The 14,493-nt window shown below is 45.5% G+C and carries 11 protein-coding genes; 2 read left to right on the top strand and 9 right to left on the bottom strand.

Annotation, left to right across the window (positions count from 1 at the left end; genetic code table 11):
- Positions 1 to 34: 34 nt before the first annotated feature.
- The 4 genes from ACJB0T_RS00655 to ACJB0T_RS00640 form a co-directional block, all read right to left on the bottom strand.
- Positions 35 to 892, bottom strand: coding sequence for a formate/nitrite transporter family protein (locus tag ACJB0T_RS00655; protein ID WP_479292240.1), 858 nt, complete (start codon positions 890 to 892; stop codon positions 35 to 37).
- Between the two features lie 166 nt (positions 893 to 1,058).
- Positions 1,059 to 1,382, bottom strand: a complete 324-nt coding sequence (nirD, locus tag ACJB0T_RS00650; protein WP_479289992.1) for a nitrite reductase small subunit NirD — start codon at positions 1,380 to 1,382, stop codon at positions 1,059 to 1,061.
- Positions 1,383 to 1,384: 2 nt separating this feature from the next.
- The gene (gene nirB / locus ACJB0T_RS00645; protein ID WP_479289993.1) at positions 1,385 to 3,943 is read right to left on the bottom strand and encodes a nitrite reductase large subunit NirB; all 2,559 of its coding nucleotides are present in this window, start codon (positions 3,941 to 3,943) and stop codon (positions 1,385 to 1,387) included.
- 421 nt (positions 3,944 to 4,364) lie between these two features.
- Positions 4,365 to 4,985: a LysE family translocator gene (locus ACJB0T_RS00640; RefSeq protein WP_479289995.1), complete on the bottom strand. Its 621-nt coding sequence runs from the start codon at positions 4,983 to 4,985 to the stop codon at positions 4,365 to 4,367.
- A 282-nt stretch (positions 4,986 to 5,267) separates the two neighbouring features.
- Between ACJB0T_RS00640 and ACJB0T_RS00635 the strand changes: the two genes are divergently transcribed.
- Together ACJB0T_RS00635 and ACJB0T_RS00630 are read left to right on the top strand one after the other, a co-directional pair.
- Positions 5,268 to 6,350, top strand: coding sequence for a TRAP transporter substrate-binding protein (locus tag ACJB0T_RS00635; protein ID WP_479289996.1), 1,083 nt, complete (start codon positions 5,268 to 5,270; stop codon positions 6,348 to 6,350).
- Positions 6,351 to 6,643: 293 nt separating this feature from the next.
- Entirely contained in the window at positions 6,644 to 8,755 is a 2,112-nt protein-coding gene (locus tag ACJB0T_RS00630; protein ID WP_479289998.1) for a methyl-accepting chemotaxis protein, read from the top strand.
- A 47-nt stretch (positions 8,756 to 8,802) separates the two neighbouring features.
- On the opposite strand, the gene ACJB0T_RS00625 is transcribed toward ACJB0T_RS00630, so the two are convergent.
- From ACJB0T_RS00625 to ACJB0T_RS00605, 5 genes are all read right to left on the bottom strand, one after another.
- Complete coding sequence (locus tag ACJB0T_RS00625) at positions 8,803 to 10,854, bottom strand: GGDEF domain-containing protein (protein WP_479290000.1); 2,052 nt, start codon at positions 10,852 to 10,854, stop codon at positions 8,803 to 8,805.
- Positions 10,855 to 11,079: 225 nt separating this feature from the next.
- Positions 11,080 to 12,288, bottom strand: a complete 1,209-nt coding sequence (emrD, locus tag ACJB0T_RS00620) for a multidrug efflux MFS transporter EmrD (protein ID WP_479290002.1) — start codon at positions 12,286 to 12,288, stop codon at positions 11,080 to 11,082.
- Between the two features lie 202 nt (positions 12,289 to 12,490).
- A complete protein-coding gene (locus tag ACJB0T_RS00615; protein WP_495292905.1) occupies positions 12,491 to 12,655 on the bottom strand; it encodes a hypothetical protein in 165 nt (54 codons plus the stop codon).
- 152 nt (positions 12,656 to 12,807) lie between these two features.
- The gene (hpf, locus tag ACJB0T_RS00610; protein ID WP_479290004.1) at positions 12,808 to 13,104 is read right to left on the bottom strand and encodes a ribosome hibernation-promoting factor, HPF/YfiA family; all 297 of its coding nucleotides are present in this window, start codon (positions 13,102 to 13,104) and stop codon (positions 12,808 to 12,810) included.
- A gap of 94 nt (positions 13,105 to 13,198) precedes the next feature.
- Entirely contained in the window at positions 13,199 to 14,479 is a 1,281-nt protein-coding gene (locus ACJB0T_RS00605) for an MATE family efflux transporter (RefSeq protein ID WP_479292241.1), read from the bottom strand.
- Positions 14,480 to 14,493: the final 14 nt, after the last annotated feature.

Below are 14,493 nucleotides of genomic sequence, written 5' to 3'. Positions count from 1 at the left end.
AAGACCTCACCACGAAGGTGAGGTCATATCGAGATTACTTCGCGCTTAGAGCTGGTTCCGCTTGCACTTGCTCTTCTGTTTCAGTAGAGATTGAAGGTGCAGTTTTAGCGTGAGTTAGGTAAAGCGGGATACATGTCATGATTAGACCGCCAACGATGTTACCCAGGATGGTAGGGATAAGGTTGAAGTTCAACCAAGTCGCGATACCAAAGTCAGCACCTAGAATCATGCCTAGTGGGAACAGGAACATGTTCACTACTGTGTGCTCAAATACTAGTGCGAAGAAGATGAAGATTGGGAACCACATCATAGCAACGCGACCCGCAACAGTACGTGCTGTCATGTTGCCGATTACACCTAGACAAACCATTAGGTTACAGAAGATACCGCGAACGAAACAAGTGATCCATCCGTCCATACCCATGTTTTCAAAACCAAGGCTACGAGCAGTAGAAACCGCAATGAACTTCTTCGCTACCGCGTTTAGCTCAAGAGAGAAGTTACCTGTTAGTGATACAGCCACTAGGTAGGCAACAATTAATGAACCGATAAGGTTACCAAGACCTACTAGGCCCCAGCAGCGCATGATGCGACCCCAAGTGATACCTGGGCGGTTTTCAAATTTTGCTAAAGGTGCAAGACCGAAAACACCGGTTACAAGGTCATAACCCATTACGCTCAAAATAACGAAACCAACAGGGAACACAAGCGCACCCACAACGCCCATACCTGTTTGAACGATGGTTGTGATAGCAACAACTACCGCCAATGACAGAATAATACCTGCCATAGTACCGCGCAAAAGTAGATCGCGAGTGCTGGTTTTGGTCTTCGCTTCGCCAACGTCGATCATAGTTTGAACGAATTGTGCAGGTTTAAAATCAGTAGACATCATGTCTCTCCAACAAAGTGTAAAAATAAAAAAGTTAAGATTGAATAGTGATAGGGGTTGTAAACATGGTTTCTAGGACCTAGGACCTAGGACCTAGGACCTAGGACCTAGGACCTAGGACCAAAGCAACCCCTATGGTTATTCACTCTTCAGCGCATATTCGATGTTAAGCAGATATTTCTACTGCACCTTTAGTCACGCGAGCTTTGTAAGCTTTGACACTAAAGCGCTCATCTTCCATACACGCACCGGTAGCTAGGTTAAAGCGCTGCTTCTTAAGCGGGCTTGCAACCCAAAGCTCATCTTGGTGTTCAACAATCAGGCCACGTGATAGCACGTTAGATTGATAGAACGGGTCCATGTTGCTGATAGCGCGAACTTCTTCTGCAGCACTTGGGCGGAAAACGGCAACCTGCTGACCGTCAATCAATGCACAAACACCTGTGCCCGGGACGATATCTTGGATGTCGCATACTTTTTGAAATGCCATGATTACTTCTCCAGCTCAACGTGTAGGATGTCGCCTTTCGCATTTGAGTGCTTCTCAGTGAATGTTGCTGGACGGTGTTGGTCACGCTCTTGAACGAATACCACATTGTCATCACGTAGGTCACTGTTAATGAAGTGAGCAAAACGCGTAAGCTGAGACTCATCTTCAATTGTGTTTTTCCACTCACAGCTGTAATCGCCGACTAGACGTTGTACGTCAGCTTCAAGTTGCTCGTTGATACCAAGCTTGTTATCAACGATAACTTCACGTAGGTAGTCCACACCACCTTCCATGTTTTCCATCCAAACTGAAGTGCGTTGTAGTGGCGCAGCAGTACGGATGTAGAACATCATGAAGCGGTCGATGTATTGGATTAGCGTTGCTTCGTCTAGATCAGAAGCCAGTAGGTCTGCGTGACGAGGCTTCATGCCGCCGTTACCACACACGTACATGTTCCAACCTGCGTCAGTTGCGATGATGCCAAGGTCTTTACCTTGTGCTTCAGCACATTCACGAGTACAGCCAGAAACACCAAACTTCATCTTATGAGGAGTACGGATGCCTTTGTAACGGTTCTCGATGCGAGAGCCTAGACCAACAGAATCTTGAACGCCGTAACGACACCAAGTTGAACCCACACACGTTTTCGCCATACGTAGTGCTTTCGCATACGCTTGACCTGTTTCGTAACCCGCGTCAATCAGCTTCTTCCAGATTGCTGGAAGGTCGTCTTTTTGCGCGCCGAACAGACCGATACGTTGTGCACCCGTCACCTTAGTGTAAAGGTTGTATTCTGCAGCTACTTCAGCCAGCACTTTTAGCGCTTGAGGTGTGACTTCACCGCCAGCCATACGTGGGATAACAGAGTAAGTACCGTCTTTTTGGATGTTACCTAGGAAGTTATCGTTGGTATCGTGTAGCTTAACTAGCTCAGGCTTAAGGATGTGGTCACCCCAGCAAGATGCTAGGATAGAGCCTGCTAGTGGCTTACATACTTCACAGCCGTAGCCTGTACCGTGTTTCTCAAGCAGTTCTTCGAACGTCTTGATCTCGCCGATACGCACTAGGTGGAACAACTCTTGACGGGAGTAAGCAAAGTGCTCACATACATCGTTCTTAACTTCGATACCAGACTTAGCAAGCTCAGCATTCAGAACTGAAGTCACAAGAGGGATACAACCACCACAACCAGTACCTGCGCCAGTCACTGCTTTGATGTCACCAATTGTGTGGTGACCTTCAGCAACTGCTTGAGCAATTTTGCCTTTAGTAACGTCAAAGCAAGAACAGATAACCGCTGATTCAGGAAGAGAATCGGCACCTAAAGTAGGCTTTTCAGCGCCAGCATGCGCTGGAAGAATGAGTGCATCTGGGTGCTCTGGTAGGTCGATTTCGTTCAGCATTAGCTGAAGTAGATCGCCGTAGTCAGAAGTATCACCAACCATCACTGCGCCAAGAAGCTTCTTGTTGTCTTCAGAAACGATAAGACGCTTGTAAACTTCTTGCTCTTCGTTTTGGTAAACGTAGCTCTTACAGCCAGGAGTGCGACCGTTAGCGTCACCAATTGAGCCTACCTTCACGCCAAGAAGCTTAAGCTTCGCTGACATGTCAGCGCCTTCGAATTTGCTGTCGTTGCCTACAATGTGGTCAACCGCAACCGTTGCCATCTTGTAGCCAGGCGCTACTAGACCGTAGAACGTTTCGTTCCAAGATGCACACTCACCAATTGCGTAGATGTTTTTATCTGACGTTTGGCAGAAGTCGTTGATCGCAATACCACCACGTGGTGCGATATCTAGCTTCATTTCGCGAGCAAGTTTGTCTTGAGGACGGATACCTGCAGAGAACACGATGAAGTCAGTTTCTAGCTCAGTACCGTCAGCAAAACGCATCACGTTACGTGCTGTTTTGCCTTCAGGAGCGATTTCTAGCGTGTTCTTGTTGGTGTGAACGTTGACGCCCATGCTTTCAATCTTTGAACGCAGCTGGTTTCCGCCAGCTTGGTCTAGCTGCTCTGCCATTAGCTTTGGTGCAAACTCAACAACGTGAGTTTCTACGCCTAGTGCTTTTAGTGCACCAGCAGCTTCAAGACCTAGCAGGCCACCACCGATCACAACGCCGCTCTTACTTTTCTTAGCGGTTGCTTCGATAGCTTTTAGATCTTCGATAGTGCGGTAAACAAAACAGTCTTTGCTTTCGTTGCCCTTGATAGGCGGGACAAATGGGAAGGAGCCAGTAGCGAGGATGAGTTTGTCGTATTTGATTTCACGACCAGTGCTGGAGTAAACAATGTGGTTTTCACGGTTGATATTGATAGCGCGCTCGCCAATCAATACGTTAATGCCATGCTTTTGGTAAAAACCTTCTTTAACGAGAGAGAGCTCGTCAGCAGTGTGGTGCGAAAAATAAGAGGAAAGGTGTACACGGTCGTACGCAACGCGGGGTTCTTCGCAGAAGACAGTCACTTCATAGTTGGCCATATCTGCTTTCTCGACTAAGTCCTCGAGATAGCGATGACCAACCATGCCGTTTCCTACGACGACAAGCTTCATCTTGCTCATGATTATACCTAAGTGTTAGTTCTTCAAATCTGTCTGCATTGTTATTTGTGAAAGCAAATTAATACATGATGTAAATCAATTACTGACTTAAACTACTCTAAAGGGGTAGAGAGGGTGATTAACTAATCGACAATGGCATAGAAGCGAGCCCTAGCTATCTGTATATTCTATGTAGGCGGGGGGTTCGACGGATAATGACCTATACATGTTGTCATATTAAGGTGCTTTAATTACATATTGTGTAACTTACCTACGCATTTGTACGTTCTAGGGCCTAACTGCCGCAGTACTAACGTCAGTAACAGGAAGTGCCGATATAGGCACTATGCTTTTGATGGCATGAGAGCCGGCAGTCATTGCTGATGTTACCCAACAAAAAAATGGGCCCCGAAAAGGAGCCCACTATTTAAACCAAAACAAATTAGCCTAAAAACAACCAAACACCAACGCCACACATCAGTGTGCCTGCGATGCGATTCATGGTTCGTACATTGTTGGCATTACCCAGAGTGCGCTTTAAACCTTTACCACCGGTTGCGTAGATCGTCATGCAGACGAACTCACTGACCAAGATAATGGCAAGCATCATGGAGACCTGGCCAAACATTGACTTGGATTGATCAATAAAAGGTGGAAGCAGTGAAATCATGAATGCCCAGCCTTTAGGGTTGGCGATGGCCGTGACAAAGCCTTGTACAACAAGATCCCAATCGTTGTGGCGTGACGATTGCTCAACCTCGGATGTGATGGCGAGTTTACCGCGTGAACGCCACATTTGAACGCCTAAATAGAAGAGGTAAGTCGCACCTACTGCTTTGAAAATGGTGAACACTTCTGGGTATCTCAACATCACTGCCGCAATACCCAAAATAGCTGCGAGAGCAACAACCGCAACGCCCAGAAGCTCACCAATCATCATCCATAAGGTGCGTCGATAGCCGATGCTCATGCCCATGGTCAGCGCGAGTGTCATGCACATACCAGGAGTGATAGATACAAAGAAAAAGGTGGGGATAAATATTGTCAGCGTAGCCCAGTCCATAGTGTTACTTTTCAAAATATTGAACAATTCGGCTATTAATATCAGAGAATCCGTGACAGAACTATCACTTTGTTAAACAGAATGGAATATTTATAGCGACCTTTGGTTTGGAGGTTAATAAAGGGTTGGTGTGGCGAAAAGGATAAAATAATGGCAAGTGGTTAAATATTGGTCATATTGGCTGCTCAATCCGAGCGAAGCTAAATGATAACACTTTGACATACAAGGTGTTTACATCCATTGTTGGTGAGTTACCCAATAACGTACATAGGAATCTAAGAAATGGACTTCAAAAAAACCATTCGTCGAGTCAGTACTCTTATCGTCGCATCTCTAACCACTCTTGCCGCAGTTCACGTTCAAGCCGATGACAAAGTTTATCGACTAAAACTGGCTGAAACCTGGGGGCCGAATACCCCCATATTAGGGGATGCAAGTAAGAATATGGCTAAGCTTGCGAAAGAAATGTCGAACGGACGTTTGATTATTCGCATCGATTCGGCCAACAAGCACAAAGCACCACTGGGTGTCTTTGATATGGTGAAATCTGGCCAGTATGACCTCGGACACTCCAGTTCATACTACTGGAAAGGCAAGGTTCCCAACACGCTATACTTCTCATCAATGCCATTTGGTATGACAACCATGGAACAATACTCATGGTTTTATCATGGTGGCGGCTTAGAGTTGATGCAGCAAGTGTATTCACCACACAACCTATTGTCCTTCCCGGGTGGTAACTCTGATATTCAGATGGGTGGTTGGTTCAAAAAAGAAATCAATACGGTTGAGGATTTGAAAGGGCTTAAAATGCGTATACCAGGTTTTGCTGGTGAAGTGTTGGCTCAAGTTGGCGCTAAGCCTACGAATATCGCGCCAGGAGAGCTTTACACGTCGCTGGAGCGCGGCACTATTGATGCATTAGAGTGGGTTGGACCTGCGTTTGATTTACGAATGGGCTTTCAGAAAATTGCACCATATTACTATACAGCATGGCATGAGCCAGGTTCTGAGACACAATTCCTAGTAAACAAAAAAGTTTGGCAAGAGCTACCGGACGATCTAAAAATCATTCTAGAGACTTCGTTCCGCGTCGCGGCGTTTGATATGTATACCCAAGCGCTCCATGAAAATGCGAACAGCTGGTCTAAGATGAGTTCAGAGTACCCAGACATTAAAGTTCGTAGCTTCCCACCTGAAGTAATTAATGCTCTAAAACAAGCGAACGGTGAACTGCTTAAGCAACAAGCGGCGAATGATGAACTGGCAAAAGAAATCTTGGATTCACAAGCGTCATATTTAACCAAAATGCGTGAATGGACCAACATCTCACTGCAAGCTTACTTGAATGAGCAAACAAATTAAGTGTGATTAAAGCGTATCTAGTTACGCACTAAAACGGCCCATTTCACTCGTTGAAATGGGCCGTTTTGTATTAGTTTGTCGCTCGACTGGTAAAGGATATGTTTTGCCCCTCGAAAGGGCAGTTCCCTCATTTGGTGCTAGTGTTGCACTGAGTTGGTGCTAAATAAGGCCATTTAGTGCGATGACGCCCCTTTTTATCCGCCTATCCTTTGTAATTGTGAGTGATTAAACCCTACAGAATACGGGTATATAAATTGCTTTATTATCAACAAACTAGATTCAAGGGATTGAACATGAACTTAACGACAACAGAAAAACGCTGGCTACCATGGTTTGGGAATACGGGGAAGATTGCGATGCGCGTGGCTTGTTTTGCCAATCGCAGTCGTATCAATGAGCTTGAGCAAACGTTCGAGAGCATTGCTCAAACTCGGGTGAAGCTGCTAGAAACATGGGCGCTTAATCAATGGAGGTTCTTGGAAGATGCCGCGTTTTATCTCTCCTCAAAGACGCAAGATGAACAGTCTGAAGCGCTCGATCTATTGCTTAAGCGTAGTAAGGACTTCACTGAGCTTTTCTTAGTCGATAGCCTTGGCGTGACAATCAACTCTAGCTATCGTGAACACAATGGAAAAAGACTGACTTCTTTAAAGGCGTTAGAGCTTGGTCAAGTGAAGCCATTCTTACATGGTCCTTATGTTGACCAGAAAACGCTAACAATAGGGGCATCATCGTCCAAGTTTCATGATGCTGTTACCTTGATGTTCTACCAACCTCTCGATGTGAATCAACCTAACTCTCCTGTGCTCTGCGGACGTGTGCCAAATGATGTACTGGGAGATTTGATTCAGCGAGAAGCGGGGCATATCTACAGTGAGTCTGGGGACAACTATCTATTCATGGTTGAGTCGAAGTTTGACCCGTCCATCGCTCAAGGAGTAGCGTTGTCGCGCTCTCGATTTGAAGATAACACCTTTTCTCATGGTGAGAATCTAAAGCAAGGGGTTCAAACGGATTGGGGGACAGTGCAAATTCGTCATCATACTGAATTTGAGGTGGTGTTTAATGATCCCGCAACCAACCAACTTCACCCAGGCGTGCGTGAAACGATCAAAAATGGCAGCAATATCTATGTTGATTATCCTGGATACTCGGACTATCGCCACATTCCAGTGATTGGCAAGGGTGTGACCTTTCAGTTACCGGGCTCTATTGATCGATGGGGCATGATGTGTGAGTCGGATCTTGAAGAAGTACACCGTCACCGCTCGCTGGTGGGGCGTTTAACTCGCCGCTTTATGGCTTCAGCTATGTTGGTCACACTGTTACCAGTCGCTCTTCAGCATTTTTTGGGTTGGGATCCGTATTCGAGTGCGGGTGTATCATTACTCACTGCTGGTGCATTAACGTTACTGTTTAGAGCACGCACGGCTAAACCTTTGTCACTAAGCCTTGAGCAGATGACGGGAGTGATGAAGGTGCTGGCAGAAGGGGATGGAAATCTAAAGCAACGGCTCGATGCATCGAAGTTTAAAGCGGATGAGACCGGGGATTTAGGCCGATGGACAAACAGCTTCATTGATAACCTGGAAACCGTGGTATCAGAATTGGTGTTTGCGAGTCGTGAGGTGAACAACGTCTCTGAATCTATGTTTCGTTGTAGTCAGCGACTGTCTAAGTCAAGTGAGGATACGTCTGGGTCCATCTCCCAGCTTATTGATCTTTCCGACCAGCAAGTTGAAGAAATCCGTTCTGCTAATGATAATGCAAGAGAAATGCATGTGCTGATGACGGAATCGGTGGAGCGAGCGCATCAGGAGTATGAAACGGCTCGTAGTAGCGCCGACAACATAAAAGAGATTGTTCAGTCTTCGTCTGCCAGCGTGAATGACGTGAACACTGAAATGGAAAAGATAAGTGACATCGTCACATTAATTACAGACATTACTGCACAGACCAATTTACTCGCGCTGAATGCCGCCATTGAAGCGGCGAGGGCGGGTGAGCACGGTAGAGGCTTTTCTGTGGTCGCTGATGAAGTGCGAACTTTAGCAGATAGAACCGCCGCTGCCGCGAAGGATATTGGTGATTTGATGGAACAATTAAGGCAACAGTCTGAGAAAGCCGTGAATACCATGCGTGCGGGGATTGAAAATGTTGAAAGCAATGCTTATTTAGCTGATACATCGAAGCAGAACGAACAGCTACAACAATCGGTAAACTCATTGTTTGCTGCAATTACTGGACTGGCGGACATGAGTAACACCAATTCACAGACAGCGGAGCATGCTGCTGAGTCGACAAGTTCACTGCAATATCAATCCAAGCAGTTAGCACGTCGAACATCACTTATGCAAAACTCTATCTCAAGGCTAGATCAATTGGTTGGCCGATTTGAAGTGTAAGCACAATAGTAAAGGAGGCGTTGCCTCCTTTACTGTTTCTTAGCTCTTTAAGAAGCTTTATTAATACCGTTAGCTTCTATTAGCTCCGCCAACTTAGCTTTGTCTACGATAACACTTCGAAGATCCTGGTTTCTCTTCGCTTCGTACATGGCAAAGTCAGTGTAGATGAGTAGTTGCTTAATACTTAGCTCACTGCTGTCAGGTAAGAAGACACCTACCGCTGCGTGAAGCTGCAGTGTTTTATCTTGGTCACGAAGTTTAAAATCAAAACTTTCTAATCTTGGTAGCAATTCCGACAATTTATCTTTGCTAAGAGGCGTAATAGCAACAAACTCATCACCGCCAATTCGATAGCTCGTCCCTTTGACCGTTTGGCGCAGTAGCTTGGCGTAGCATCTTAGGACTTGGTCGCCGACAGTGTGACCGTAAGTGTCATTTATTTGTTTGAACCCATTAAGGTCAATATAAATAAGGCCGTTTCCTTTACCTAAAGATTGCTTACGAATACGATTCAACGCATGACGATTCTTGAGCTTAGTTAGGGCGTCGTGGTTTGCTCTATGGTTGGTGAGATAGCCAAATACGATGGTGACTAAAATAAACAATCCGAGCAGAACATTGATTATGTTCAAGCGCCTTTTATCTAGCTCTTTTTTATTAAGCTCCCGCCAGTTTGCTGGTGGCTGATATTTTTGATGGATCGCTTCTGTATCGACAAAGTCCAAAGTACGGTTGAACAATTTTGCCAATGTTTCGCCACGTTCTGTTTTCGGAAAACCAAAACTCAGTTGAGACTGATAAAAAGGTTTAAAGTAATGGTCTTCGGTAATTTCCGACAGCACTTGCTCATAAAGCAAAGTATTAAGTGTGACGCGGTTAGTGACGGCGTAGTCAATCGTCCCGGCAATTAAACCTCGTACCATGGCTTCGGTGTCTTTGAAATAGACCAATTCTTTGTTTGGTAGCAATCGCCTGGTAATGGTGGCAAAAACATCATTTTCAACAACACCTACACGCTCAGCAAAAAGCTCAGAGATATGCCTGTAGACTTCTTCTTTAAACCCCACCCGTTTGGCAACGACGCCATCAATCGAAGCAAAAGGTCGACTGAAGATCATATGCTTTTTCCGGTGTCTGAGATCGGCAATAGGGATCATAACGTCGTGCTCGGCAAGCATGAGTTTTTGCAGCGATGCCGCCCAGGCCTTGTTCGGCTCGTAGATCAGTTCACATTGCAAAGAGCCGAGACGACAGATTTCGTTAACTAGTTCGACGGCGACGCCTTTTACATTACCATCTTTCGATTGATAGACGTAAGGCTTTCTGTGGTTGAGATGCACCTCTAGAGGCGCCCTAAGGTCTAGGCCAGAAGACTCAATGTCACTTTTTAACTGTTTGATTGCTATGTTGGTGATGTAGCTTTCGATATAACTACGTATCTGCTTTTGAACAGAATCTTGTGAGATGATTTGACTGAACTTCGCCAACAAAGGCGCGTTCTCTTGTTTATTAGTAATGATAGAGACAGGCGGTATTGAGACCCTATCATTAATTAGAGCCGCTTTAAATCCAGCATTTAAAAACCATTCTAGCTGTAAAAATGTGCCAATGTAGCCATCAATATCGCCGCTGCGCATGCTTTCAAACGCCACTTCATTATCGTTAAAACTCAATACACGTTTATCTGGGTAGTAGCGTTGGATAATATCGTTAAACGCTGTCCCCATGGTGGTGCCAATCACAGAAAGCTCGTCAAAGCTTTGCCCGGTTTGAGTGTACAAATAGGTAGGCTCTATATTGATCGGCTGTGAAAAAATAAATCGTTGAGAGCGAGCTTTGGTAAAAGTGATATTGGCGACAAAATCGAGTTTGCGATTTTCAACGGCATTAAGTCGTTCAGTAAAATCTGATGCCGCCACATATTCAAAGCGAAAGTTTGATTGACTCTCAATGGTCGAAAAAATAAATCTCGCTAGAAAGTCACGTTCGTGAGCAGAGACCAGAAAGGTTTTATTTTCTGTGCTAGCGGCATGTGCACTTGGAAAGGCATTAATGACGACTAGAGCAGTGGAGATAACAATGACAACAAGGTGATGCATACAGCGAACTCTCAACTCCAGTGACTCCTTCCATGGCATTATTGGGTAGAGGTAAGTCACCATTCTAGCCGCTGTATGCCATATTGCAATGTTAACTAACTGAAAACAAAATAGAAGTCGATAAATGGTATTGAAACGCAACGATATGTCGAATTGAGTCTAATTTTTACGGCAAAAAGGCGACGTTAAACGTCGCCTTGTGAGGTAATTCTGTCAATGTGTGTTTTAGACCATGACAGCACCATTGCTATTGTCATGACCTCTATCACGATTGGCAATATGAAGCCCCCACATTGCCAATAGCGACATGATAAGCATAATTACCCCGAGCGGAAGTTGACTGCTGGCAGGAACAACCGATGCTCCAAGTGTGGCAAGTCCAGCTCCAAGGTTTTGCATGCCGCCCAATACCGCACCCCCCGTACCAGCATGATTCGGGAAGGGTGTTAATGCGCCCGTGGTTGCTGCTGGAAATAAAACACCAGCACCCAGAAAATAGACTGTGGACCCAAACGTTAGTGTCCAAGCGTCAGTTGCACCTTGTAGACCTGGCAGTAACACCACCATAGAGCCAAGTACAATAGCAGCCAAACCAAATTTAAATGCTGCTTGTGTACCGTAGCGTTTGGCTAGCATGGAGGAGAAACCAGCGCCCAGCAAATAGCCTGGGATGGGCATTACAAACAGAATGCTAACAGTCAGCGCGGACAGTTTAAGTACGCCACCAAACAATACGCCAGCCGCTGCTTCGAATACTGCAACTCCGGCAAAGGTTGCCACGAGGCAAACCACATAGCCTTGGAAGCGACGATCTGATAGTACAAATCGATAGTTGTCCATTGCAGAGCTTTTGCTTCGGCGCTCTTGCGGTAGCGTTTCCATCAGTTTCGATGCCATTACAATCACTACAGCAACGGCAAACAAAGTTAAGAACAGGTAGCTTGAACGCCAACCCAGTGTTTCGGTGAACACGCCACCAAGCACAGGTGCAAGCAGTGGTGAAAAAATCACACACATACTAATGATGCTGTTTGCGCGGTGCAGTTCTTCTCCTGAGAAACAGTCTCGAGAAAGTGTTCGAGACATCGCTCCGCCACTACCGATACCAGCGCCTTGAATGAAGCTGCCCAGCAAAAATAGCTCGAATGAATGAGCGAACAGACTAATAACAGCACCGACAAGGTAGATAGCTAATCCAACTAAAATGATAGGTTTACGACCCAATTTATCTGATAGAGGACCATATACGAACTGCGATAAACCATAAGGGATCAGGTAACACGCCATCACAGCTTGTAGCATGGCAGGGTTGACACGAAACTCTTGCGCCATTTGCCCAATAGATGAGACGTACATAGTTTGAGTCATTTGACCTACGGCGGTCAGAATAGCGATCAAAAAGGTCAGCTTTGCTAATGGAAATTTGGATGACATTTCTCAAATATCTCGTAAACAATAGGGAGTGATGAAACCTGCCTAGGATTTGCCCTGTCAGTGTTAGGGCGCAGATATTAGTGCCAGTCCGATCTTTCATCAATAATAAAGTGTGATATTAATCACGACAATTATTTTTATTGTAGATTAGAAAAAGTAATGCGAGTGTCCGGTATTGGATACTCGCGGTATAGTTTCATTGCTATCGCGGGGCGATCCATAAGTGAGTTTTTCGTGCAACCCAATAGCCGGCTTTGGCTACAGCTTTGATTACTGCAAAGCTAAAGTTGGCGATGGACGTGATCAGGTCACCCGTGCCCACCATAAGCTTGTATGCGTCAGTATGTTGAAATTCTCTATAGGTCATCTTGTCTGCTCTACGTTGTCAGGAGCACATAGTAGCGGAATGAAAATTGTAGAGTTGCCATTTTGTGCCACAGGCGTTGAAAAGCCGACGTACTGTCGGCTTTGGAATCTTGGTTAGGCAGAAACCACGTCAATGATGTCGTGATAATTGATTTAAGAGTGGATGTCCGCTTTTAGCTGGCCTTTACGAGTTCGAAGCCCTGCTTCTAGTTTCTTTAACGATGCCGCGATTGCGGGGTACATGACGTCGTGGGTAGCTTTGGCTGAGACCCTTACGCCTTCGTAGTTGGTGAATATTTCCACCTCGTGTTGGTCATGCTCTTTTCTAATGATGATGTCGCTACTAATGAGCTGCGGGAAGTGAGCCGCAATTTTTTCGAACTTACTTTCTATCTCTTCTCTTGAGTCGTCGCCGATCGATACGTGATGGGTCTGAATGTTTATTTTCATTAATTGCACCTCTCCTTTCACTACGTATTTTAAACCTAGCAAAGGAGAGGGCGTTTGACAAAGCCGTTACCGTTACCATTTTAAGTGAAAGAGGTTATTGAACTAATGATTTCTCTAGCTGATTAACCGAATAACTGTATGTAAACCAGGCGCTTAATCCAGCCAGGATATTACCAATTAGCGCACCATAAAAGAGCCCTTGAATTCCCCCAAATTGTGCACCGAGCCACAAACAAGGCAAGAAAAATGCGAATAATCGAAGGGTCGAAATGGTTAGGGCTGTTTTAGCTTTGCCTAAAGCATTTGAAATAGACACCATAAGCATACATACGCCAAGTGGCCCTAAACTGAATGGCACTAAAATCAGGTGGTAATTCAAGATTTGGAATACATTGTCTTCACTGGTCATAAGTGAGGAAAGTTGAGTGGCGAATAGCCAAGTAATAACGGCGACTAACAATTGAAATCCTAAAATGTAGCCAACCGCGATGTTAACCAGCTTTTTGATGTCCTCGATATTTTTTGCGCCAAGCAGTTTGCCCACCATAGGCGGCATCGACATGGTTAAGGCAAGCACAGTTACAATGGCAAAAAACTCGTAGCGTGAGCCTAGCGCCCAAGCGGCAACGGCAGCAGTGCCGAAAGTCGCGAGCAGCTTTGTTGCCAGCATAGAAGATAGCGGTGGTAGTAATTGACTGACCATGGCTGGCGCCATGATTTTCCAAATTGAGCGTAAACTCTCGCCGATATCCACGTTGGACCAATTAAATGATGCCCAGTTCTTTGACACTACTTTCGGGGCTACGACTGCAATACCAATACCAAAGGCAACGATCGTTGCAATTGCAGCGCCGTTGATGCCCATGTCAAAAGTAAAAATAAATAAAGGGTCAAGGGCAAGGTTGATAATGCTGGTAATGACCATCATCATTCCCGGCAGAACAGTATTGCCATTGGCACGGCAAACGCTGTAATAAAAGTAGAGTACTGCACCCACCCATGAGCTCAATAACCAATATGGCCAATAGCTATCGATGACTGGATAAACACTTTCAGGGGCGCTTAACATGGCAAGAATTGGGTGGCGAATAAACCAGATCAGCACGCCGATGATTGCTACACCAGCACTACCAAACACCAAAATCAATCCACCTAACTGCTTTGCGTATTCGTCATTGTTCGCACCAAGCGCTCTAGAAATGATAGCTGTCGTCGCAATGCCAAGACCAACCTGTATACCAATGATCACCATTTGCATCGGCAAGGTAAAACCCTGTGCCGCGAGAGGTAGTACGCCTAGCTGGCCAATAAATGCACTGTCTACCAGTTGAAAACTCATCAGTGATAGGACACCTAGCACCATAGGTAATGTCATATTAAACAGTTGCT

The organism is Vibrio sp. CB1-5 (genome assembly GCF_059412285.1).
The sequence above is the reverse complement of the archived record's forward strand: the minus strand, read 5'-3'. Positions and strand labels throughout refer to the sequence as shown.

Coding starts and splice junctions, on each gene's coding strand:
- ACJB0T_RS00655 (WP_479292240.1), bottom strand. CDS start 892: ATGTCTACTGATTTTAAACCTGCACAATTCGTTCAAACTATGATCGAC.
- nirD (WP_479289992.1), bottom strand. CDS start 1,382: ATGGCATTTCAAAAAGTATGCGACATCCAAGATATCGTCCCGGGCACA.
- nirB (WP_479289993.1), bottom strand. CDS start 3,943: ATGAGCAAGATGAAGCTTGTCGTCGTAGGAAACGGCATGGTTGGTCAT.
- ACJB0T_RS00640 (WP_479289995.1), bottom strand. CDS start 4,985: ATGGACTGGGCTACGCTGACAATATTTATCCCCACCTTTTTCTTTGTA.
- ACJB0T_RS00635 (WP_479289996.1), top strand. CDS start 5,268: ATGGACTTCAAAAAAACCATTCGTCGAGTCAGTACTCTTATCGTCGCA.
- ACJB0T_RS00630 (WP_479289998.1), top strand. CDS start 6,644: ATGAACTTAACGACAACAGAAAAACGCTGGCTACCATGGTTTGGGAAT.
- ACJB0T_RS00625 (WP_479290000.1), bottom strand. CDS start 10,854: ATGCATCACCTTGTTGTCATTGTTATCTCCACTGCTCTAGTCGTCATT.
- emrD (WP_479290002.1), bottom strand. CDS start 12,288: ATGTCATCCAAATTTCCATTAGCAAAGCTGACCTTTTTGATCGCTATT.
- ACJB0T_RS00615 (WP_495292905.1), bottom strand. CDS start 12,655: ATGACCTATAGAGAATTTCAACATACTGACGCATACAAGCTTATGGTG.
- hpf (WP_479290004.1), bottom strand. CDS start 13,104: ATGAAAATAAACATTCAGACCCATCACGTATCGATCGGCGACGACTCA.
- ACJB0T_RS00605 (WP_479292241.1), bottom strand. CDS start 14,479: ATGACATTACCTATGGTGCTAGGTGTCCTATCACTGATGAGTTTTCAA.